Source organism: Pseudarthrobacter sp. C1 (assembly GCF_034720455.1).
In the GTDB taxonomy this organism is placed as follows: Bacteria; Actinomycetota; Actinomycetes; order Actinomycetales; family Micrococcaceae; genus Arthrobacter.
Genome location: NZ_JAYESK010000001.1, coordinates 126,232 through 148,441 on the forward strand (window position 1 = coordinate 126,232; position 22,210 = coordinate 148,441).

General features: G+C 66.6%; 21 protein-coding genes and 1 tRNA gene. All 22 read right to left on the reverse strand.

The features are described from left to right. Positions 1–56: 56 nt before the first annotated feature. Positions 57–130, reverse strand: a tRNA-Leu gene (locus tag U7114_RS00545). A 20-nt stretch (positions 131–150) separates the two neighbouring features. Continuing rightward, positions 151–1,095, reverse strand: a complete 945-nt coding sequence (locus tag U7114_RS00550) for an N-acetyltransferase (RefSeq protein WP_323056233.1) — start codon at positions 1,093–1,095, stop codon at positions 151–153. A 145-nt stretch (positions 1,096–1,240) separates the two neighbouring features. Then, a complete protein-coding gene (locus U7114_RS00555) occupies positions 1,241–2,740 on the reverse strand; it encodes an NAD(P)/FAD-dependent oxidoreductase (protein WP_157238743.1) in 1,500 nt (499 codons plus the stop codon). Between the two features lie 35 nt (positions 2,741–2,775). Then, positions 2,776–4,191 carry a S8 family serine peptidase gene (locus U7114_RS00560; RefSeq protein ID WP_323056234.1) on the reverse strand — a complete coding sequence of 472 codons (1,416 nt, stop codon included), beginning with the start codon at positions 4,189–4,191 and terminating at the stop codon, positions 2,776–2,778. A 4-nt stretch (positions 4,192–4,195) separates the two neighbouring features. Beyond that, on the reverse strand, positions 4,196–5,143 hold the full coding sequence (locus tag U7114_RS00565; RefSeq protein WP_321215715.1) for a Ppx/GppA phosphatase family protein: 948 nt from the start codon (positions 5,141–5,143) through the stop codon (positions 4,196–4,198). Next, positions 5,140–5,811, reverse strand: coding sequence for a DUF501 domain-containing protein (locus U7114_RS00570; protein ID WP_323056235.1), 672 nt, complete (start codon positions 5,809–5,811; stop codon positions 5,140–5,142). The genes U7114_RS00565 and U7114_RS00570 overlap by 4 nt, the downstream gene beginning before the upstream one ends. Positions 5,812–5,839: 28 nt before the next feature. Further along, positions 5,840–6,499: an FtsB family cell division protein gene (locus U7114_RS00575; protein WP_157238745.1), complete on the reverse strand. Its 660-nt coding sequence runs from the start codon at positions 6,497–6,499 to the stop codon at positions 5,840–5,842. 124 nt (positions 6,500–6,623) lie between these two features. After that, positions 6,624–7,904 carry a phosphopyruvate hydratase gene (gene eno, locus U7114_RS00580; protein WP_157238746.1) on the reverse strand — a complete coding sequence of 427 codons (1,281 nt, stop codon included), beginning with the start codon at positions 7,902–7,904 and terminating at the stop codon, positions 6,624–6,626. A gap of 133 nt (positions 7,905–8,037) precedes the next feature. Then, positions 8,038–8,637 (reverse strand): MazG nucleotide pyrophosphohydrolase domain-containing protein, encoded by a 600-nt coding sequence (locus U7114_RS00585; protein WP_323056489.1) that lies wholly within the window; start codon positions 8,635–8,637, stop codon positions 8,038–8,040. A 58-nt stretch (positions 8,638–8,695) separates the two neighbouring features. Beyond that, positions 8,696–9,826: an adenosine deaminase gene (locus U7114_RS00590; RefSeq protein WP_323056236.1), complete on the reverse strand. Its 1,131-nt coding sequence runs from the start codon at positions 9,824–9,826 to the stop codon at positions 8,696–8,698. A gap of 39 nt (positions 9,827–9,865) precedes the next feature. Then, positions 9,866–10,594 (reverse strand): DedA family protein, encoded by a 729-nt coding sequence (locus U7114_RS00595; protein ID WP_323056237.1) that lies wholly within the window; start codon positions 10,592–10,594, stop codon positions 9,866–9,868. A 127-nt stretch (positions 10,595–10,721) separates the two neighbouring features. Further along, positions 10,722–11,351, reverse strand: a complete 630-nt coding sequence (locus U7114_RS00600; RefSeq protein WP_157238748.1) for a DedA family protein — start codon at positions 11,349–11,351, stop codon at positions 10,722–10,724. A gap of 6 nt (positions 11,352–11,357) precedes the next feature. Further along, a complete protein-coding gene (locus tag U7114_RS00605) occupies positions 11,358–12,701 on the reverse strand; it encodes a thymidine phosphorylase (RefSeq protein ID WP_157238749.1) in 1,344 nt (447 codons plus the stop codon). Then, a complete protein-coding gene (locus U7114_RS00610; RefSeq protein ID WP_323056238.1) occupies positions 12,701–13,117 on the reverse strand; it encodes a cytidine deaminase in 417 nt (138 codons plus the stop codon). Before U7114_RS00610 ends, U7114_RS00605 begins: the two co-directional genes overlap by 1 nt. Positions 13,118–13,121: 4 nt before the next feature. Further along, positions 13,122–14,444 carry an ABC transporter permease gene (locus tag U7114_RS00615; RefSeq protein WP_323056239.1) on the reverse strand — a complete coding sequence of 441 codons (1,323 nt, stop codon included), beginning with the start codon at positions 14,442–14,444 and terminating at the stop codon, positions 13,122–13,124. Continuing rightward, on the reverse strand, positions 14,441–15,814 hold the full coding sequence (locus U7114_RS00620; protein ID WP_157238752.1) for an ABC transporter permease: 1,374 nt from the start codon (positions 15,812–15,814) through the stop codon (positions 14,441–14,443). The genes U7114_RS00615 and U7114_RS00620 overlap by 4 nt, the downstream gene beginning before the upstream one ends. Continuing rightward, positions 15,807–17,393 carry an ABC transporter ATP-binding protein gene (locus U7114_RS00625; protein ID WP_321215710.1) on the reverse strand — a complete coding sequence of 529 codons (1,587 nt, stop codon included), beginning with the start codon at positions 17,391–17,393 and terminating at the stop codon, positions 15,807–15,809. The genes U7114_RS00620 and U7114_RS00625 overlap by 8 nt, the downstream gene beginning before the upstream one ends. 177 nt (positions 17,394–17,570) lie before the next feature. After that, positions 17,571–18,680 (reverse strand): BMP family lipoprotein, encoded by a 1,110-nt coding sequence (locus U7114_RS00630; protein ID WP_416235532.1) that lies wholly within the window; start codon positions 18,678–18,680, stop codon positions 17,571–17,573. A 267-nt stretch (positions 18,681–18,947) separates the two neighbouring features. Next, positions 18,948–19,967, reverse strand: a complete 1,020-nt coding sequence (locus U7114_RS00635; protein ID WP_323056240.1) for an NADP-dependent oxidoreductase — start codon at positions 19,965–19,967, stop codon at positions 18,948–18,950. Further along, a complete protein-coding gene (locus tag U7114_RS00640; protein ID WP_323056241.1) occupies positions 19,964–20,392 on the reverse strand; it encodes an organic hydroperoxide resistance protein in 429 nt (142 codons plus the stop codon). Before U7114_RS00640 ends, U7114_RS00635 begins: the two co-directional genes overlap by 4 nt. Positions 20,393–20,441: 49 nt before the next feature. After that, entirely contained in the window at positions 20,442–20,876 is a 435-nt protein-coding gene (locus tag U7114_RS00645; protein WP_157238755.1) for a MarR family winged helix-turn-helix transcriptional regulator, read from the reverse strand. A 108-nt stretch (positions 20,877–20,984) separates the two neighbouring features. Then, complete coding sequence (locus tag U7114_RS00650; protein WP_321215706.1) at positions 20,985–22,184, reverse strand: amidohydrolase; 1,200 nt, start codon at positions 22,182–22,184, stop codon at positions 20,985–20,987. Between the last annotated feature and the right edge of the window lie 26 nt (positions 22,185–22,210).

The window sequence follows — 22,210 nt, forward strand, 5'->3', positions numbered from 1 at the left end:
AAGCCGCCCGCTGCGTGCGGACGGCTTCCGTTTCTTGGGCCCTTGGCCTGCTTTTGTACCCCAGGTGGGACTCGAACCCACAACACGCGGATTTTAAGTCCGCTGCCTCTGCCAATTGGGCTACTGGGGCGCCCGGTCAATGGTATCCCGTCAGACGCGCCTGAATGGTTCGGCGTACCGGAGGGTGCCGTGGACTCCACCCGGCCAGAGCGCGAGCGGCAGCAGCTGGAAGTGGTCTCCCCACGATTCCTCGGGCGGCAGGACCCCCAGCGACGTGGCCGGGACAAAACCAAACCGGGAGTAATACGCGGGGCTGCCAAGGAGGGCGATGCCGCTCTCCCCGGCAGCGTTCGCCCGGCTGATGGTCTCCTTCATGAGCGCCGAACCAATACCGTGCCGCTGGAGCCGCGGCGTGACCCCGAGGGGCCCCAGGCCCAGCAGCGGGTGGTCGCCCACCCAGCCCCGGGTGCTGATGACGTGGCCCACCACTTTGCCGTCCTGGACCGCCACCACACTGAACTCCGGCAGGTACTCCTCCGACTCGAAAAGCCCGCGCAGTACCCGCACCTCCACCGGCTCACCCTCCACGGGCAACCCCGTGACCGGCGAGACGGCGAAGGCATCAGCCGTGAGGGCCAGGATCGCTTCCCGGTCCTCCGGCGTTTCGTCGCGCAGCACCAGCTCCGACGGCGGCGCCGGCCGGCTCCGCGCGGAAAGCTCGGCAAGGACCTCCAGGGCCCGGGGCGCATCCGCCACCGGCACCAGCAGGTGGTCATGGTGGAAGCCGGCCAGCACGTTGCAGCTGATCCTTGCCTCGGTGAGCGCCTTGCTGACGGCGGCGGTGAGGCCTACAGCCTCCAGGGCGGAATGCACCTGCAGGGTGATCCACGCACCCACGAAGTCGTAGGGCAGGCCTTCCCTGTCCGCCACCGCCCGGGGCAGCACCACCGTCAGGCCTTCCGCCTCGCGGACTGCCGCCTCGATGCCCTCCACCAGCGCCTTCCCGTAGGGCCACAGCACGTAGACGTATTCGCCGTCGCGCTGTACCGGATGCATCCCGGCCAACAGTGCCTCGAGGTTTTTTTCGCCAGTCATGGTGCCAGTCTAGAAGCCGGGCAACGCCGTCGGCGGGAAGTGCGGCCGGCCCGGACACATCCTGCGGGGCCCACGCAAACGGCGGCTGCCCCCTGGAAGGGGACAGCCGCCGTCGGACGTTGCAGCGCAGGGCGCGGCGCAGGCGCTATTTGGCCTTGGCCGAAACGGTTTCCTTGGCTTCGGCAGCGGCAGGTGCCGTCGCCGTGGAACCGGATCCGGCGGGCACAGCGGCGGGCTCCGGAGCGGGTGCCGGAGCCGGCGCAGCCGCCGGCTTGGGTGCCGGGGCGGCTGCTGCCACGAAGGCGCCCCGGGGGTTGTCCAGGTCCATGAGCTGGGTGGTGTCGCGGCCGGCAAAGAAGGCGATGACCCAGTTCAGGATCACGCGGAACTTGCGCTCGAACGTGGGCATGGCGAGGCCGTGGTAGCCGCGGTGCGCAAGCCACGCGAGGCCGCCCTTGAGGCCGATGCTGCCAACCAGGTTGATGTTGGCGACGCCCTTCCACTCACCGAAGCCGGCTACAGCGCCCAGGTTCTTGTGCTTGTAGTCCTTGAGCGGCTTGTCCCAGCGGGAAGCCCACAGGTTCTTGGCGAGGCGCTTGGCCTGGCGGAGGGCGTGCTGGGCGTTGGGGACGCAGGTGCCGTCCGGGAGGCCCTTGCCGGTGAGGTCCGGAACAGCCGCGACGTCGCCGGCGGCCCAGGCGTTCTCGATGATGCCTTCGTCACCGGCGATGCGGAGGTCCGGCAGGACGCGGACGCGGCCGCGGGGCTCGAGCGGGAAATCGGTGGAGCGGACCATGGGGTTGGCCTGCACGCCGGCGGTCCACACGAGGGTGTCCGCTTCGAACTCCTGGGCCGGGGACTTGTCCGGAAGGTTGATGAGCTTGAGGGTGCCTTCGGCACTGTCCAGCGAGGTGTTCAGGAGCACCTCGATGCCGCGGCTGCGGAGGTGCTCCACAACCCACTCAGCCTGCTTGGCGGTGACCTCGGGCATGATCCGGCCCATGGCCTCAACCAGGACGAAGCGGACTTCCTCCTGCTTGATGCGCGGGTTGTTCCGGACGGCGGCCCGGGCGAGGTCCTCCATCTCGGTGATGCATTCGATGCCGGCAAAGCCGCCGCCGACCACCACGAAGGTGAGGGCCTTGGCGCGGGCAGCGGGATCGGTCATGGTGGAGGCCAGTTCGATGCGCTCCAGGACCTTGTTGCGGAGGGCAACCGCTTCCTCGATGGTCTTCAGGCCGATGCCCTTGTCCGCGAGTCCCTTGATGGGGAACGTACGCGTGATGGCGCCGGCCGCCAGGACGACGTCGAAGTACGGAACCTCGAAGGGAGCCCCGCCGTCGGCGGGAGCCACAACCGCGGTGCGGTTCTCGTGGTCGATCGAGGTAACGCGGCCCTGGATCAGTTCGGTCTGCTGGAGGTGCTTGCGGTGGGAGACCACAGCGTGGCGGGCCTCGATGTTTCCGCCGGCTACCTCAGGGAGGAAGGGCTGGTAGGTCATGTAGGGCAGTGGATCCACGAGGGTGACGATGCCACCGGCATTCGCGATCTTCTTCTGCAGTTTGAGTGCTACGTACAGGCCGACGTACCCGCCGCCGACGACGAGTACCCTGGGACGGTCCTGGAGCTCTGGGGTGGTTGCCATGGGTTTAAGAATACAACAGTTTGTGAAAATCTTCACTAACTGGGAGTTCGGCCCGTAATCTCGGGTTTTCCGCGGGATTCCACCCTTTGGACAGCCCCCGTTTCCGCTTCTTCACTGAGCAGGGCGGGGTTCCTGGCGGCCCGGCGCAGCTGGACCGCGGCGGCCGCGATGATCGCCACGAACAGCACGGCAAAGCCAATGACGACGGCGGCGCCGATGGCACTGTCACGCTTCGAGGGCGCCTCAGCTGCAGGCACCGTTGCTTCGGGCAGCGTGGGGACCGCGCTGGGAACGTCGGTGGTGGGCAGCGGCGCGGGAGAAGCCAGGTTTCCCCTGCGGTGGACCCGGATCCATTCGGCGATGGACCCGAGCGGGTTGCCGGTGACTTCCGGGACATCGTCCTTCAGCGCCGCCTCGGCGTTCAGCACGCCAAAGCCGTACAGCGGATCCTTCCCCGGCGCCCCGGCATCCTTGGCCGTGGACACAATCCTGTTGATCACCTGCTCTGCGCTCATGGCCGGCCACTTGGAGCGGATCAGTGCCGCCACGCCGGAAACAATGGGGGCACTGCCGGACGTTCCGGCCCATTCGGCGTAGCCACCGCCCGGAAGGCCGCCCAGCAGGTTCTCCGCCGGGGCGGCCACGCCGATACTGATGCCCTGGGAGGAGGCGTCAACGCTGGCCACGCCTTTGCGGTCCAGGCCGGCGACCGTGAGGACGCCGGGGATGGTGGCCGGAGCCCCCACCTGGATGTTGCCGCCCACCCGGTTTCCGGCAGCCGCAACGATGACCACGTCCTTCTGCTCGGCGTAAAGGAACGCCGCATCCCAGCTCTGGGGCCACTGCGGAGTAGTGCTGCCGAGCGAGATATTGATGACCTTTGCCCCGTTGTCCACCGCCCAGCGGACAGCTTCCGGGATCTGGTCCTGGTCGCTCTTGCCGGAGGGGTTGGTGGAACCCAGCCACGTGGAGACGGAGAGGAGCTGCGCCTCGGGTGCCACGCCTACGATTCCTTCCGGGGGCAGGCCGGCCGGGCCGGGCGCCGGGCTGGGGCTGGGGCTGGCACTGGCCGGCTGGTGTCCGCGTCCGGCAAGCATCGTGGCCACCAGGGTGCCGTGTTCCGGCTTCACGCCCACGCTTTTCTGTCCGTCCGGCTGGCCCGAGCCGGAGGCGTCGTAGCCGCCGATTACGGCGCCCTTCAGGTCAGGGTGCTGCGCGTCAATGCCGCTGTCGATGATGGCCACCTTGACCCCCGCACCCTTGGAAACTTCCCAGGCCTTGGTGATGCCGGACTCAGGAAGCCAGTACTGCTTGTCCCGCCATTCGTCCGCGTGCGCTGCGGGAGCGGCGAAAAGGCCGGTACCCAGGCAGCAGGCAGCCAGGAGCAGGGCAAGCAGCGCTGCGGCGGCACGGCGAAGCGGGGGCGTCGCCCGTGGAATGAAGTAGTGCATCCGCTCAGCCGATGCTCAGGGCGATGCCGTCGAGGATGTCGTGCTCACTGGCGGTAGCTGTGGCGACGCGGCCGCCGGTCAGCTCCCCCAGCTGTTCCAGGATGCGCCGCCACACCAGCCCTCCGGCACCGATCACGTCGACCCGCCCGGGGTGCATGTAGGGCAGCGCGGCCCGCTCCGACCTGGTCATCTCCAGAAGGCCGGTGGAGGCCGCCCGGACGGTTTCCAGGGGCAGTTCGGTGCCGTGGATTGCAGCCGGCGAGTACTCGGCCAGTCCGAGCGCGTGTGCGGTGATGGTGGTGATGGACCCGGCAACACCGACGACGGCGGTGGCGCGTTCCAGCGGCACGTCGCGGCGGGCGCGGGCGATGGCTGCGTCCACGTCCGCTTCGGCGTCCGCTATCTGTTGGGCAGTGGGGGGATCGTCCTGGAGGTGCCGCTCAGTTAGGCGGACGCAACCGATATCCACGGACTTTGCGGCCGTGACCCCGGCAGCCGTACCCAGGACGAACTCGGTGCTGCCGCCGCCCAGGTCCACCACCAGCACCTCGTGCCCGTCCAGGATGGGCAGCACGCTGCTGGCTCCGGCAAAGGACAAGGCGGCTTCCTCGTCGCCGGAGATCACTTCGGGCTCCACGCCAAGCAGGTCGCGGATCCCGTCCACGAAGACCTGCCGGTTGCGTGCGTCGCGGCTGGCCGAGGTTGCAACAAAACGGACCCTGGCGGCGCCATGGTCGCGGATGAGCGCAGCATAGTCAGCGGTTGCCGCAAACGTGCGCTCCAGCGCCTCCGGTGCCAGCTCGCCCGTTGCGTCCACCCCCTGGCCCAGCCGCACCACGCGCATTTCCCGCACCACGTCCTTGAGCGAGGTAGTGCCGTTGGTCCGTTCAACGTCGGCAATCAGGAGGCGGATGGAGTTGGTGCCGCAGTCAATGGCCGCAACGCGTGTCACTCCGCGGCTCCAGCCGTGTCGGCGGATTTCCGCACCGGGGCCGGCCGGCCCACGATGTCCGGCAGGCCCTGGGGCCCGTGGCGGCTCAGGTCCCTGGACGGTGCCTCGCCCGTGGTGTCCCAGGCGCCGTCGCAGTAGCACCTGTCCGCGGTCCACCATTCGGTGATGCCGGCCAGCGCCTGGTCCCCGAGCGGGTTGACCCCGGGCCCGGCGGCCAGGGAGTGCCCCACCAGGACGTGCAGGCATTTGACGCGCGTGGGCATGCCTCCGGCGGAGATTCCGTCAATCTCGGGGACAGCCCCGATGCCGGACCGCTCCCCGATGGCGTCGCGGGCCGCGAGGTAGTCTTCGTGTGCTGCGCGGTAGGCCGCGGACAGTTCTTCATCACCGGCCAGCTGTTCATTCATCTCGTTCATGACGCCTGCGGCTTCGAGCCGCGACACCGCTGAGGTGATGACCGGGTGTGTCAGGTAAAAGGTGGTGGGAAACGGAGTCCCGTTGCTGAGCCGGGGAGCCGTGGCGGCCACGAGCGGATTGCCGCAGACGCAGCGGGCAGGAATTTCCACCACATCACGGACCGGCCGTCCCAGCTGGCGGCTCAGGACTTCAAGATCGTGCGCTGATGGTTGGCGGGATTCGTCCCGGGCGGCTGCCGTGTTGTGTTCCACTGTGGCGGGCCGTCCTTCCTGTTGCGGTTCAGTCTGTAGCCGCGCGCGTGATGGACTCCCACAGGGAATCCACCCACGGCAGATCGGCGGGGTCTTGTGTTGCTGCACCGGCCTGGCTGCTGGTTTCTCCGGCCGGCAGATCGCTGCCGAAGACCCAGTAGCCGGTTTCTCCCGGCATAACCATGTTAATGCGGTCGCGGGCCTGCTGCTTCACGTAGTTGGGGTCCTGCCAGCGGGACACCTGCTGCCGCAGGGTGTCGCCTTCCGCCTGGCGGGCAGCGATATCGGCATTCAGCGCGTCAATCTCGGCCTTCTTGTCGAAGAAGATCTTCACTGTGGGCGCAAGCATGATGGTGATGGCAATCATCACCACGGCCAGCGCCAGCATCCGCCCGGAGAACGCCTTGGCCGGTACCGGCTGCTGGTCTTCGTCGTCTGCGGGAGCCGCCGGGCCTGCCTTGCCGTCGGTGGCGCTGCTGCCCTTGCGGCGGGCCTGTTCAGGCCCCTTGCGGGAGGCCTGGTCCCGGCGCCCGGCTGCGGTGCCGGCCGGTTGTGCGCCGGCCGCGTCTCCTGCCGTCGTGTCCTTGCCCGGGCCGAAGTCCGCGAGGATGACGTCCGCGCCCTCGGGGGCTTCCTTTGCGGCGCGGGATGGGGCGACCTTGGGAACTTTGGGACGGCGGGTAGCCATGACACTCCTGAAACGCGCAGCCTGCCTGGGCCGCCACTATCTGGGCTGAAACAAATGCTGCCGAAACAACAACGGTGGCTATGGTCTTTCAACCATAGCCACCGTTGTTTGCTTTACGCGGCTACTAGCCCTTGAAACGCGGGAACGCGCTGCGGCCTGCGTAGCGGGCGGCGTCGTCGAGTTCCTCTTCGATGCGCAGCAGCTGGTTGTACTTGGCCACGCGCTCGGAGCGGGCGGGGGCGCCGGTCTTGATCTGGCCGGCGTTGGTGGCCACCGAGATGTCGGCGATGGTGGTGTCCTCGGTTTCGCCGGAGCGGTGCGAGGTGATGGTGGTGTAGCCGGCACGCTGGGCCAGGCTGACGGCGTCGAGCGTCTCGGTCAGGGAACCGATCTGGTTGACCTTCACCAGGAGAGAGTTGGCGGTCTTGGTGTCGATGCCGCGCTGCAGGATGGAGGGGTTGGTGACGAAGAGGTCGTCGCCCACCAGCTGCACCTTGTCGCCGATGGAGTCGGTGAGGGTCTTCCAGCCGTCCCAGTCGTTCTCGTCCAGCGGGTCCTCGATGGAGACCAGCGGGTAGTCCGCCACGAGTTCGGCGTAGTAGGCGCTCATCTCGGCGGAGGTCAGGGACTTGCCTTCGAACTGGTAGGCGCCGTCGGTGAAGAACTCCGAGGAGGCCACGTCCAGGGCCAGCGCGATGTCCTTGCCCGGGGTGTAGCCGGCGTTCTTGATGGCTTCCTGGATCAGGTCCAGTGCTGCACGGTTGGACGGCAGGTTCGGCGCGAAGCCGCCTTCGTCGCCCAGGCCGGTAGCGAGGCCCTTTTCCTTCAGGACGGACTTGAGCGCGTGGTAGACCTCAACGCCCCAGCGGAGGCCCTCGGAGAAGGTTTCGGCACCCAGCGGCACAACCATGAATTCCTGGATATCGACGTCGGAATCCGCGTGGGAGCCGCCGTTGAGGATGTTCATGAGCGGCACGGGCAGGACGTGCGCGTTCGGTCCGCCGAGGTACTTGTAGAGGGGCAGGTCCGCGGAGGCGGCGGCTGCGTTGGCAACGGCCAGGGAAACGCCCAGGATGGCGTTGGCGCCCAGCTTGCCCTTGTTCGGGGTACCGTCCAGGTCCAGCATGGCCTGGTCGATGCTGCGCTGGTCGGTGGCGTCGAAGCCGGTCAGGGCCGGAGCGATCTGGTCGATGATCGCGTCCACGGCCTTCTGGACGCCCTTGCCGAGGTAACGGCCCTTGTCGCCGTCGCGCAGTTCAACAGCCTCGTGCTCACCGGTGGAAGCACCGGAGGGAACTGCGGCGCGGCCGATCTGGCCGTCGGAGAGCAGTACCTCAACTTCTACGGTCGGGTTGCCACGGGAATCGAGGATCTCGCGGGCGTGGATGGCATCGATAAGCGCCATGAATTTTGCTCCTTATGGGCGATTAACGGGGGGATCTTGCAGAAAGACTCGACGTACTCGTCACAGACCAGCGTAGTCGAGAGTGGTCCGGGTTACGGAAAACTATCCACCCCCGGACGTCATGATGGTGCGGCTAACTTTGTTGGTGCTGCTGCGGGACGTGCTGCTGGTAGTTCCGCACGGCCCCGCGGAGGGCGCGCTCAGCGTCGAATCCGTTGGCGTGTGCGGCGCGTACGACGGCGAGCAGCAGCTCGCCGAGTTCTTCTTCCGTTTCCGGGATGGGAGCCTGTGCAGGCAGTTCGACGCCTGCCCTTGCCGCGCGGTCGATGGACTTCTGCGCACTCGCGAGCGCCGGCAGGGCCAGCGGGATCCCTTCGAACGGATCCTGCCGCTCCGGCCGCTCCGCCCGCTTCACCGCATCCCACTTCTGCACGATCTCCTCGACCGTTGCGGGAAAGCTGTCCTGCAGTGAGCCGTCCGGGCGGAACACGTGCGGGTTGCGGCGGACCATCTTGGCACCCAGGCCGCGCGCGACGTCGTCGAACGTGAAGGCGCCGCGTTCCTCAGCGAGGCGGGCGTGCAGGACCACCTGAAGCAGGACGTCGCCCAGCTCGCCCTGGAGCTCGACGTCGAAATCCTTCTCCGCCGGCACGCCGGCCTCGATGGTCTCGGCCACCTCGAACGCCTCTTCCAGCAGGTATTCCACCAGGGAGGCGTGCGTCAGGGCGCCCATCCACGGGCAGTGTTCCCGCAGTTGCGCTATGACCGCCACCAGTCCTTCGGCGGGAGTTTCAGCCAAGGTTCGCGTAGGTGTCGTTGATGTACTCCACCAGGGCTTCCTTCTCCTCGAGCGGCAGGAAGGCAGCCTCGGCCGCGTTGAGCGTCAGCTCCAGCAGGTCATCGAGGTCGTAGTCGAAGGTTTCCACCAGCAGTTCGAACTCGTCGGTCAGGGTGACACCGCTCATCAGCCGGTTGTCGGTGTTGATGGTGACGTTGAAGCCGAGCTGGTAGAGCATGTCCAGGGGATGGCTTTCGATGCCCTCGCCGAACCCGGCAATCGCACCGGTCTGGAGGTTGGAAGAGGGGCAGATTTCCAGGGCGATGCCGCGGTCGCGGATCCAGCTGGAAAGGTCGCCCAGGGTGACCAGGCCAATCGTGTCCTCTGCATCGTCGTCGAACTCCACCATGATGTCCTCGGCAATCCGGACGCCGTGTCCCAGCCGCAGGGCGCGGCCGTCCACCAGGGCGGACTGGATGCTGTCCAGCCCGGCGGCCTCGCCGGCGTGCACGGTGGCCGGGAAGTTCTGCTGGGCCAGGTAGGTGAAGGCGTCCCGGAAACGGGAAGGCAGGAAGCCGTCCTCGGCTCCGGCGATGTCGAAGCCGACGGCGCCCTTGTTGCGGTGGCGGACGGCGAGTTCAGCGATCTCCTGCCCGCGGTCCGCGTGGCGCATGGCGGTGATGAGCTGGCCCACCTGGATCTCGCGTCCGCTCTCCCCTACGGCTTCGACGCCGGCTTCGAGTCCCTCCTGCACGGCCTCCACCGCCTGGTCCAGCGTGAGGCCCTTCTGGAGGTGCTGCTCGGGCGCCCACCGGACTTCGCCGTACACCACGCCGTCGTCAGCGAGGTCCTCAACGAACTCCTTGGCCACCCGGAACAGGCCTTCGTGGGTCTGCATGACGGCAACGGTGTGGTCAAAAGTTTCCAAGTAGCGGACCAGCGAGCCGGAGTTGGCAGACTCCCGGAACCATTCGCCCAGCGCCACGGGATCGGTGGAAGGCAGCGTGTGGCCAACGGCCTCGGCCAGTTCGATGATGGTGGCCGGACGCAGTCCTCCGTCCAGGTGGTCGTGGAGGGAGACCTTCGGCAGGTTCTTCAGGTCGAAATCGATGGCAGGGGCAGCGTCAACAATGGGCTCAGTCACCTTCCCACCTTAGGGTGGGCGGGAGTTCAAAGCCAGCCGCTAATTAGCGGCTGGCTTGCCGTCCCGGGCCGCCGGAGCGAGGATGGCCGAGCTGCCGTTACCGGGGCCCCGGGCGCCGGAGGGACCGCCGTCAAGCCACTCATCAACCTCTTCGGCGTCGTTGCGGGCAAGGTGCTTGTGCCACCAGCGCAGGACGTGGTCGATGAGGATGCCGAGCACGATGGCGAAGACCACGGCTATGCCCGCGCTGAGCAGCGGATTGTGGTGGAGCCAGGGGAACGAACTGGCCAGCAGGCCGATGCCAATCGAATAGCCCACCCACGTGATGCAGGCGAAGGCATCCAGCAGGAAGAAGCGCCGGTGGGCGAAGCCCGTGCTGCCGGCCACGTAGTTGACGGCCACCCGGCCCCACGGAATGTAGCGGGCAGTAAAGATCAGCACGGCGCCGCGCTTTTCGAGCTCGTAGCGGGCCCAGCCGAAGGCTTTCTGGACCTTGGGGCGGCGCATCCACTTCCACCGGTCCAGGCCAATCCGCCGTCCGAGCATAAACGCCATATTGTCCCCGGCAATGGCCCCAACCAGGGCTGTCAGGCCGAGGATCCAAAGATTGGGCTCCCCGCTGTGCCGGGAAAAGGCCGCCAGTGCCACGATCAGGGTCTCGCTGGGGACCACCATCGCGAAGCCGTCAACGAAGAAGAACACGAGCAGTATCGGGTAAATCCACCACTGACCAGCTGCATGGAGCACGGCCTCATTAATAAACTCCACGCGGGTCTTGCTCCTATGCAAAATGGCATAGCCGTAAGTGGCGCAGCCAAAGCGGAAATCGTTCCTAAGTGTCCCATGGCCAAGGCGCGATTCGCTACGCCCTGGCCTTCCTGGAACAACGCTTCAACTACGCTTCCGGTTCCTTCATCCGTTCCACCATCGGAGGTCGGCGACGGAGGCGGTTGATGCCCAGGTCCACAAGGATCCCCAGCGCCACGGCGCAGATGATGGCGATGGCGGCGCCCAAAAGGTGGTTGTCCTCGAACCACTGCCCGAAAAACAGCCCGATCCCCACGGAGTAGCCGGCCCAGAGGGTCGCGGACAGAACGGTGAGGCCGATGAAACGCACGTGGGGATAATGCGTGAAGCCCGCTGTCAGGTTCACTGCCACCCTCCCGATCGGAACGAACCTCGCCACGAGGATGAGCGAGGCCGGACGCTTCCGCAGTTCCCTGCCCGCCCACCGGAAGGCGCTCTGCATCCGGGGGTTACGCATCCACCCCCATCTCCTGGTGCCCACCTTGCGGCCGATCAGATAGGCAATGTTGTCCCCCGAGAATGCCCCCAGTGCAGCCACCAGCATCAGGACCCAGGGGTTGGGGACGTCCGCGGTGGCGGCAACGGCGGCGAGGCCCACCACCACCGACTCGCTGGGGATGGGCGGAAAGAAGCCGTCAATGACGCAGCAGGCCAGCACCAGGACCAGCACCCAGGGCTGCCCGGCTGCGGCGAGGATGAAGTCATTGATGGCCTGCATGGATCCCTATGCTATTCGGTCGATGATCAGCCGCTGCGCCGGCCGAGATCCCTCGGGCGCAATGACCACTGCGTGCTCCAGCGCCTCCTTCGCCCGCGCGAACCGTTCCGGGGTGTCCGTGAGCAGCGTCATCAGGGGCTCGCCGGCCCGGACCACGGCGCCGGGCTTGGCGTGCATCCGGACCCCGGCACCGGCCTGCACGGCGTCCTCCTTGCGGGCACGGCCGGCGCCCAGGCGCCAGGCTGCAACACCGACGGCCAGGGCATCAAGTTCCACGAGCACGCCGTCCGCCGGGGCGTAGACCACCTCGGACTCCCGGGCCGCCGGAAGCTTGGCCCGCGGATCGCCGCCCTGGGCTTCGATCATGCGGTTCCAGACATCCATGGCGCGGCCGTCCTTGAGGGCGGCGGCCGGATCTGCGTCGTTCACTCCCGCCGAGGCCAGCATTTCCTCGGCGAGCCTGACGGTCAGCTCCACCACGTCCTCCGGGCCGCCGCCGGCAAGCACCTCCAAGGATTCTTCGACCTCGATGGCGTTGCCCGCGGTCAGTCCCAGCGGGGTATCCATGTTGGTGAGCAGTGCCACGGTGTTCACTCCTGCGTCCTTGCCCAGCGCCACCATGGTCTCGGCAAGCTCCCGGGCCCTGGCCTCATCCTTCATGAAGGCGCCGCTGCCCACCTTCACGTCCAAGACCAGGGAGCCGGTCCCTTCCGCGATTTTCTTGCTCATGATGGAGGAGGCAATCAAGGGAATGGCTTCAACCGTGCCCGTGACGTCCCGCAGTGCGTACAGCTTCCGGTCCGCCGGGGCCAGGCCGGCGCCAGCGGCGCAGATCACCGCGCCCACGTCCTGGAGCTGGGCCAGGATTTCCTCATTGCTGAGGGAGGCACGCCAGCCAGGGATGGATTCAAGCTTGTCCAGGGTGCCGCCGGTGTGGCCAAGGCCCCGGCCGGAGAGCTGCGGTACGGCGACCCCGAAAACCGCAACCAACGGCGCGAGCGGCAGGGTGATCTTGTCCCCCACGCCCCCCGTGGAATGCTTGTCAGACGTGTACTTCAGGCCGCCGTCAGGCCGGCGAAGGCTGGAGAAGTCCATGCGTTCGCCGGACGCGATCATCGCAGCGGTCCACCGGGCGATCTCGGTGCGGTCCATGCCGTTGAGCAGGATGGCCATGTTCAGGGCTGCCATCTGTTCGTCCGCGATGGCGCCGCGGGTGTAAGCATCGATGGTCCAGTCGATCTGTTCCGGGCTGAGGGTGCCCTTGTCCCGCTTTACGCGGATGATGTCGACGGCGTCGAAGGGTTCGGCAATGTTGTCCACTGCGCGGGTCTCTGTCACCTTGTCAGTCATTATGTTTCCTTCAGGTGTTCGGGACCGAAGGCGTCAGGCAACACCTGGTCCATGGACTTGATGCCCTGGGTCGTCATGAGCTCCATGTCCGGGGCGCGGAACTCGTACAGCAGCTGGCGGCAGCGTCCACAGGGCATGAGGATGTTGCCGCTGCCGTCCACGCAGTAGAAGGCGCGGAGCAGCCCGCCGCCGGTCATGTGCAGGTTGCCCACCAGCGCGCACTCGGCGCAGAGGGTAAGGCCGTAGCTGGCGTTCTCTACATTGCAGCCGCTGACAATACGGCCGTCGTGGGTCAGTGCCGCCGCTCCCACCGGGAACTTCGAGTAGGGAACGTAGGCGTGGCGCATGGCGGCGACGGCGGATGCCTCCAGCGCGGCCCAGTCAACCGGCCGCGCGGCGCCCGCAGTGCTGTCCACGACGTCAGCCCTTGACATAGGGGATGCCGCTGGCCGCCGGTCCCCGGGATTTGCCCACCAGCCCGGCCACTGCGAGGACCGTCACCAGGTACGGGAGCATGGCCATGAACTGGCTTGGAACGGGCGTGCCGATGATCGTGACGATGCTCTGGAGGTTGTCCGCGAAACCGAACAGGAGCGCTGCGAAGAAGGCTCCGATCGGGTTCCACCGGCCAAAGATCAGGGCTGCCAGGGCGATGAAGCCGCGGCCGCCGGAGATCTCCTTGGTGAAGCTGTCGATGGCCACCAGGGTGAAGAAGGAGCCGCCGATGCCGGCCACGGCGCCGCCAAGGGTGACGTTCCAGAACCGGGTGGCATTCACGTTGATGCCCAGGGTGTCCGCGGCCTGCGGGTGTTCGCCCACGGCGCGCACCCGGAGGCCCCAACGTGTCTTGAACAGGCCCACCCAGACCACCAGGACGGCGATGTACATGAGGTAGCCAACCAGGGACTGCCGGAAGAGGATGGGGCCGATCACGGGGATGCTGGACAGGACGGGGATTTCGATGATGTCCAGCCCCGGGGGCGAGTTGAACTGCGCCTTGTTGGCCTGCATCACCGTGCTGAACAGAAACCCGGTCACACCCGAAACCAGCACATTCAGGACCACGCCGACGATGATCTGGTTCACCAGGTACTTGATGCTGAAGAGTGCCAGCACCATGGACACCACTGCACCGGCCACGGCAGCAGCCAGCAGCCCGATGAAGGGGTTCTGCGTCATGCTGGCCACAATGGCGGCGGTGAACGCACCGCCCAGCAGTTGGCCCTCAATGGCGATGTTTACCACGCCCACCCGTTCGCAGAGGACGCCGGACAGTGATCCGAACACCAGCGGAACGGCGAGGGTCACCGAGCCGGCGATGAGGCCGGCCAGCGAAATGTTCGGGGTGCGGGCGCCGCCCACCACCCAGATGAGGAAGGCGGCCGTAAACAGGACGATGAAGGTCACCGTCAGCCAGCCCGGGGCCGGCATGTCCTTGGTCTTGAGGTACACCGCATAGGCGGCGAGCCCCAGCAGGAGGACGGACAGCACGATGCCGCCGGCAGCCGCGTTGACCGCCAGGGCCGGCAGCTGGAAGAAGTCTTCCCCTGTGGAGATGCCGAAGCTGGCCGTCTGGTTGGGGGCCATCAGGCCGAAGAACACCAGGGCGATCAGGCCGAAGGCCGTGAGCATCGCCGGCGTCCGCCAGCTGACGGGTTTGCCGGAGAGGGCGGAACCTGCCTTCGCTGAGGCGTCCTCCGGCTGCGGTTTTCCGGAGCGGGGCGAGGAAACTGTTGTGCTCATGCTGCACCTCCGGTGGTTGCTGCCTTACGGGACTTGCCGGCTTTGGCCGGCTTCCTGCGCCGCGGGTTGAGGCCGAATACGGCCCTGACGAGGGGCGGTGCTGCAATGAAAAGCACGATCAGGGACTGGACCACCAGGACGATGTCGATGGGCGTGCCGGTCTGGATCTGCATCTGGACCGCCCCGGCCCGGAAGGCGCCGAACAGCAGGCCGGCTGCGAAGGTGCCCCACGGCGTCGAACGCCCCAGCAGGGCCACTGTGATGGCGTCGAAGCCATAGGTGGCGGCAACGCCGTCGGTAAGGACCTTCTCCGTGCCCGCCACCTGGGCGACGCCGGACATGCCCGCCAGCCCGCCGGCGAGTGCCATCACCAGGATGGTGGAGCGGGACACGTTGATGCCCGCTGTCTGCGCCGCCTTGGGGTTTGCGCCTACTGCGCGGAATTCGAAGCCCACGGTGGAGCGGTTGAGGAGCCACCAGACCAGGACGGTGGTGGCTATGGCCAGGAGGAAGCCGAGGTGGAGCCGGTACTGGGTGCCGAAGATCTGCGGGTAGACAGCGGTAGGGTCCAGGATGGGCGAGATGGGGTTCGACTCCCCCGGCCGCTGGAACGCCGGAGTGTTCAGCAGGTACCGCAGGAAGTACAGCGCGATGTAGTTGAACATGATGGTCAGGATGACTTCGTGGGCCCCCGTGCGGGCCTTGAGGAGGCCGACGAGCCCGCCCCAGAAGGCGCCGCCGATGATGCCTGCCGCCAGGACCAGGAGCAGGTGCAGGCCCACGGGAAGGTCGAGCGCGAAACCCACCCAGGCGGCCAGGATGCCGGCCACGATGATCTGGCCCTGGGCGCCGATGTTGAACAGCCCCGCGCGGAAGGCCAGCGCTACGCCCAGGCCGGCCGTGATGAGCGGGGTGGCGATGGTGAGGGTCTCCATGAACGGCGCGAACTGGGCCGCAACGCTGTTGCCGCGGGGGTTGAAGACCGAACCCTGGAACAGGGCGATGTAGGAACGCGTGGCCGCGTTCCAGACGGCGGACAGGAAGTCAGTGGGCCGTGCGAAGAAGTACGTGGAGGTGGTGGCCACCTGCTTGTCGGTGCTGGCGATCAGCAGCCCGCCGATGATGAGGGCCAGCAGGACCGCCAGGACGGAGACCATGCCGCTGCCGGTGAAGATTTTGCGCAGCAGGGTGTCGGGACCGCCGGGGATCTTTCCGCTTTGGGCGGTGGCCGGAACGGCGGATGGTTCCATGACCCCGCCGGCAGTATCAACGGCCACGACGGCGGCCGTCCGCTCGTCCGGGACAGCGGACTCCTGCGCCTCGGGGCCAGGCTCGCCGGCCGCGTGCTTGGGGGGATGCGTGTCAGACATGGTCGCCTCCTTCGGCGTCGGATACGGAAGCCGTGGTGGCGGCGGGATCCTGTTCACTGCCTGTCGGGGCCGTGTGTTCCTCCGGCGGGATGCCCGCCATCATGAGGCCCAGGACGTCGCGGCTGGTTCCGGCCGGAACCACGCCCACCAGTTTGCCCTTGTAGAGCACGGCGATCCTGTCGGCCAGTTCCATCACTTCGTCAAGTTCGGTGGAGACGATCATGACGGGCGTGCCCTGGTCGCGTTCAGCCACGATCCGCTTGTGCAGGAATTCGATGGACCCCACGTCCACGCCGCGGGTGGGCTGGGAGGCGATGAACAGGCGCAGCGGACGGGACAGCTCGCGGGCCATCACTACCTTCTGCTGGTTGCCGCCGGAAAGCGTTCCGGCGGCAAGGGCTCCTGAAGGGGTCCGGACGTCAAACTCTTCGATCCGGGAGGTTGCGTTTTCCAGCACCTTGGCAGGGCTCATGCTGATGCCCTTTGCGAAGGGGGCCTGATCGTACCGGTCCAGGATCAGGTTCTCGGCAATCGAAAAAGTGCCGATAAGGCCGTCAACGGAGCGGTCCTCGGGCACGAAGCCCACTCCTGCGTTCAGGACCTCTTTGACGCTGCGGCCCACGAGCTCCTGCCCGTCCAGCAGGATGGAGCCGTGGACCCGCTCCTGCAGGCCGAGGATCGCCTCCGTCAGCTCGGTTTGGCCGTTCCCCTGGACGCCGGCAATTGCAAGGATCTCTCCCCTGGCTATCTCAAAACTCAGGCCGTCCACGACGTGCTGGCCGTTGGGAGCGATGACGGTAAGGTCCCGGACCTCGAACGTCTTTTCCTTCGGCCGGGCCGGTGCTTTATCCAGTTTGAGGTTGACGGCACGGCCCACCATCATGGAGGCCAGTTCGGTAGTGGACGCAGCGGGGTCAGCCGTCCCCACCACCTTGCCGCGGCGGATCACCGTAATGGTGTCCGAGACTGCTTTCACTTCCCGCAGCTTGTGGGATATGAAGACGATGGACGTTCCGCCGGACTTGAGCTGGCGCATGATGTCCAGCAGTTCGTCCGTTTCCTGCGGTGTCAGGACGGCGGTGGGTTCGTCCAGGATGAGGACCCTGGCATTGCGGACCAGCGCCTTGATGATTTCCACCCGCTGCTGGACGCCCACCGGCAGGTCCTCCACCAGCGCGTCCGGGTCCACGTCGAAGCCGTACTGGTCCGAGATCTCCTTGATCCGGCGGCGCGTTTCGTCGAGGTTGAGGAAGCCCGCGGCCTTGGTGGGCTCGGCGCCCAACGCCACGTTCTCGGCGACCGTGAAGACGGGAACCAGCATGAAGTGCTGGTGCACCATCCCGATGCCCGCCGCCATGGCGTCTCCCGGTCCGCGGAAGGAAACTGGCGTGCCGTCAACCAGGATCTCGCCCTCAGACGGTTCGTAGAGCCCGTACAGCACATTCATGAGGGTGGATTTTCCGGCCCCGTTCTCACCCAGCAGGCAGTGGATCTGTCCGGATTCCACCACCACGTTGATGTGGTCGTTCGCCACCAGGGTGCCAAAGCGTTTTGTGATCCCTCGGAGTTCAAGTTTCAAAACTCTGACCAATCTCGAAGCGTCCAGTGATCGACCGGACGGGATATGTGGCTGCAGCACCAAGCCTAGTGGGTGCAGTCATGGGAAAGGCAGGCTGCGGCCAGGTGGGGGCAGCCAGCAAAAAAGCGCCACCGCCCGGCCAGTCGGTTACCGGCCGGGGGTGGCGCTCAGGCGGGGTCAGGCCTTGGGGCTTGCCGCGGACTCGACCTTCAGTTTCCCGTCGATGATGTCCTTCTTGATCTGGTCCAGCTCGGACTTCAGTTCGGCCGGGACCTGGGAGTCGAGGTCGTGGAACGGGGCCAGCTGGACGCCCTCGTTGGCCAGGGTGCCAACGTACGGCGTGTTGCTGAACTTGCCTTCCTTGTCCTCCTTGACGACTGCCTCCACGGCGTCGCCCATCTGCTTCATGACCGAGGACAGCATGATGTCCTTGTAGTCAGGTGCCGTGAGGAACCCGTCGGAGTCCACCCAGATCAGCTTGACGTCCTTGCCTGCCGCCTTGGCTTCCTTGAGCGCAGAGCCTGCACCCTTGCCTACCGGACCGGCCACGGGCATCACGATGTCCGCGCCCTGGTCCAGGAAGTTCTGGGTGAGCTGCTTGCCGACGTCCTGCTTCTCGAAGTCACCGGTGAAGCTGCCGTCCTGGGCTTCCTTGTTCCAGCCAAGGAGCTTGACGTCCTTGCCCTTCTTTTCGTTGTAGTACTTCACGCCGTCCGCATAGCCGTCCATGAAGATGGTGACGGTGGGAAGCTTGATGCCGCCGAAGGTGGCAACCGTTCCGGTCTTGGTGGTCCCTGCAGCGAGGTAGCCGGCAAGGAAGGCTGCCTGGGCGGTGTCGTAGATGATCGGCTTGACGTTGCTGATGGGCGTCGCGTAGCCGAAGTCGATGATGGCGAAGTGGCTGTCCGGGTTGGCCGTTGCCTGCGCCTTGGTGGCGTCGCCGAGCAGGAAGCCCACGGTGACGGTGAGGTCGCAGCCGGCCGTAACCATCGCCCTGAGGTTGGGTTCGAAGTCGTTGTTGGTCTTTGACTCCACCTGGTTGACCTTGATGCCCAGGTCCTTCTCGGCCTTCTTGAGACCCTCGTAGGAGGACTGGTTGAAGGACTGGTCATCGAACCCGCCGGAGTCGGAAACGATGCAGCCGGTGTAGTCGCTGGCTCCTGCAGTTGAGGTGCTTCCGGCTTCCGGGGCTGCGCCACAGGCGGTCAACACGAGCGCCGAAGCACCTAGGGTAGCCACGCCGGCCATTGAACCGCGCTTGAAACTTGCACGCAGTGATTCCTTCAATTTTCCTCCAGGATGAAGAGAGTGGCGCTACGGCTCGAATTCAATGAGTGTCCGTTTCTACACTGAAATTCTGTTGTCACTGAGGGCACGCAGCACTGCGCCGGAGCGCACTGATGGCACTCACTTTAGTGGCCTGCGCCACGTCCCGTAGCACAGCCGCAGGGTATCCCGAAGATTGTTTACAAGTTGTTACCAACCAGTAGGGGCACCGCCTGTTAGCGGCACCCCTATCGGTTGGCCATGGCGGCCGCAGGTCGCGGCGCCTGGCTAAAGGCGCACCAGCATCTTTCCGGTGTTGGCCCCGTCCAGGAGGTCCATGAACGCCTGCGGGGCGTTTTCCAGCCCGTCCACGATCGTCTCGTCATAGCGGACCGTGCCGTCAGCCAGCCAGCCCGCCATCTTTTCGGCGAACTCCGCGGCGTGTTGCCGCTGGCCGCCCACCAGGAACCCCTTAAGCGTGAGCTGCTTGCCGATGGCCAGCATCAGGTTGCGGGGCGCAGGCGTCGGTTCGGTGGAGTTGTATTGGGCTATGGCCCCGCACATCGCCACCCGCCCGCCAACGTTGAGGACGGCCAGTGCGGCCTCGAGGTGTTCTCCGCCCACATTGTCGAAGTAGACATCAATGCCGCCGAGGCCGGCGGCCTGTTCCAGCTGGCCGCGCACAGGCCCGTCGTGGTAGTCGAAGGCGGCGTCGAAGCCCAGCTCCAGGAGCCGTGCCACCTTGGCCGGGGAACCTGCCGAGCCGATGACGCGGGAAGCGCCCATCGCCTTCGCGATCTGGCCTACGAGCGAACCGACTGCCCCTGCGGCGCCGGAGACGAAGACGGCATCTCCCGGAGCGAACCGGGCAACCTTGAGCAGCCCGGCATAGGCGGTAAGGCCGGTCATGCCCAGGGCGCCGAGGAACGCGGACGCCGGGGCAAGTGTGGTGCGGGCAGGCGTGGCGGCCGCGGCGTCCACCACCGCATAGTCCCGCCAGCCGAGTGAATGCACGACGACGTCCCCCTCCTTTCGCTCATCGGAACGGGACGCGATCACCTCACCCACCGCGCCGCCGTCGAGCGCCTTGCCCAGGGCGAACGGCGCTGAATAGGACTTCACGTCATTCATGCGGCCGCGCATGTAGGGGTCCACGGAGATGAACAGGTTGCGCACCAGGACCTGTCCGTCACCAAGTTCAGGCAGCGGGGACTCGGCCAGCCGGAAGTTATCCGGGGTTGGCCGCCCTACCGGGCGGGAGGCGAGTTGGATTTCGCGGGTGCTGGCGGGCAAGGTTCCGGCGCTCATGCGGCGAACTCCAGAATCCTGATGTCCACACTGATGTTGCCGCGGGTGGCGTTGGAGTAGGGGCAGATCTCGTGAGCCTTGGCCACCAGCGCCTCGGCGGCTGCCAGGTCCAGGGCAGGGAGCGCCACCTCCAGTTCAGCGGCGAGTCCGAACCCGGCGCCGTCCAGCTGGCCCAGGTGCACCTTGGCCGCGACGGCGGAATCCGTCAGGTCGGCCTGCTCCTTGCGGCCCACCAATCGGAGTGCTGAGTGGAAGCACGCGGCGTAGCCCGCCGCGAAGAGCTGCTCGGGATTGGTGCCCTGGCCCGTTCCGCCCAGCTCCACGGGGCTGGACAGGGTAACGTCCAGCCTCCCGTCGTTCGTCCGCGCATTGCCGTCGCGGCCTTCGCCCGAAGCGAGTGCCTCGGCAGTGTATAGAGGTTTCACGGGTGGTATCCGTCCTGTAGGGGTTGAATAAGTTCTTTTGACTGAACTGTCAGTTCGCCTTGTGGAGGGCGTCCGTCAGCCGGTCCAGCGTGTTGCGCAGCTGATCCAGTTCCTCGGCAGTAAGTCCCGCGGCCTGGGCGAGGCGCTGCGGGATGGCGCCCGCTTTGCCGCTAAGCTTCCGCCCGGCGGAGGTGAGATGGATGGCGACACGGCGCTCATCCTCGCCAGACCGGCGCCGCTCACACAGGCCAAGGGCTTCCAGCCGCTTCAGCAACGGCGACAAGGTGCCGGAGTCCAGTCCGAGCTCCTCGCCGATCTCCTTCACGCCGCGCGGTTCGTTTTCCCACAGCACCAGCATCACCAGGTACTGCGGATAGGTCAGGCCCAGGTCCTCGAGGACCGGGCGGTATACGGCGGTGGCAGCCCGGGAGGCGGAATAGAGCGCAAAGCAGACCTGGTGGTTTAGCCGGGGTGCGTCAGTCATGACAGAAACGATAGTACACAAGTAAGTTGCGCACAACTTACTTGTTCCGGCCCGAAAGTGGTCTTGGGGGTGTGCCCGACGCAATCGGGCACACCCCGTTTCCCGGAATTAGATGTCGCGGATGGTGCGCAGCGCGGCTGCAGTGAGAACGCGGATTCCCAGTCCCAGGGCCCGCTCGTCCACGATGTAGTCCCCGCGGTGCAGGTCGTATTCCTCGCCGCCGGGAGTCTTGGTGCCCAAGCGCATCATGGCTCCGGGAAGTTCGGCAAGGAACCACGCGAAGTCCTCCCCGCCCATGGACTGCGGGGTCAGGACCACGGCGCTTTCCCCGATTTCGGCGCGTGCGGCCGCTTCGATGATGGCCGTCTCATGCTCCGAGTTCACTACCGGCGGCACTCCCCTGGTGTGCTCCAGCCGCACGTCCACGCCATAGGGCGCGGCCACCTGGTGGACCACCTCGTCCAGGAGTTCGCCGGCTTCGTGCCACGCGTCGCGGTCCAGGCACCGCATGGTTCCCGCCATGTAGCCGGTGCCGGGAATGGCGTTGGGTGCCGAACCCGCGGAGATCTGCCCCCACACCACGGACACCCCGCTGCGGACATCCAGCCGGCGCGAGAGCACCGCGGGCACGCTCACTGCGATCTGTGCCAGCGCAAAGACGAGTTCTTCCGTCAGGTGCGGACGGGACGTGTGCCCGCCGCGGCCGGACAGCTCGATCCGGATGGTGTCGGAGGCTGAGGTGATGGCGCCGATGCGCGTCCCGATCTTGCCCACGTCGATCCGGGGATCACAGTGCAGGGCCAGGATCCTCGGCACGCCGTCCAGGACGCCCTGCTCGATGCAGGCATGGGCCCCGCCGGGCATGGTTTCCTCAGCCGGCTGGAAGATGATGCGGACAGTGGCGCCGAGCGGCTCGTCCTGGTGCATCCGGTGCAGCACCAGGGCGATGCCCAGCATGGTGGTGGTGTGGACGTCGTGGCCGCAGGCGTGGGTGACGCCGTGGTTCTTCGAGGCGAACGGCAGGCCGGTCTCCTCGATGATGGGCAGGGCATCGATGTCACCGCGCAGTGCCGTGGCAATGGGCCCCTCCCCCACGTCCACCGTGAGGCCGGTGCCCTCCAGGCGGCGCGGCGTGAGGCCGGCAGCTTCAAGCCGCTCGGCGAGCTTGTCCGTGGTGCGGAATTCCTTGAAGGAGAGTTCCGGGTGTGCGTGGAGGTCCCTGCGGAAGTCGATCAGTTCCGGCAGGAGCGGCTCGAGCCACGGAGCCACCAGGGCGGTGGGCTCGGCTTCAGTAGTGTAATTGCGCACTGTTTCACTCTAGCGAGGGTGTCGGC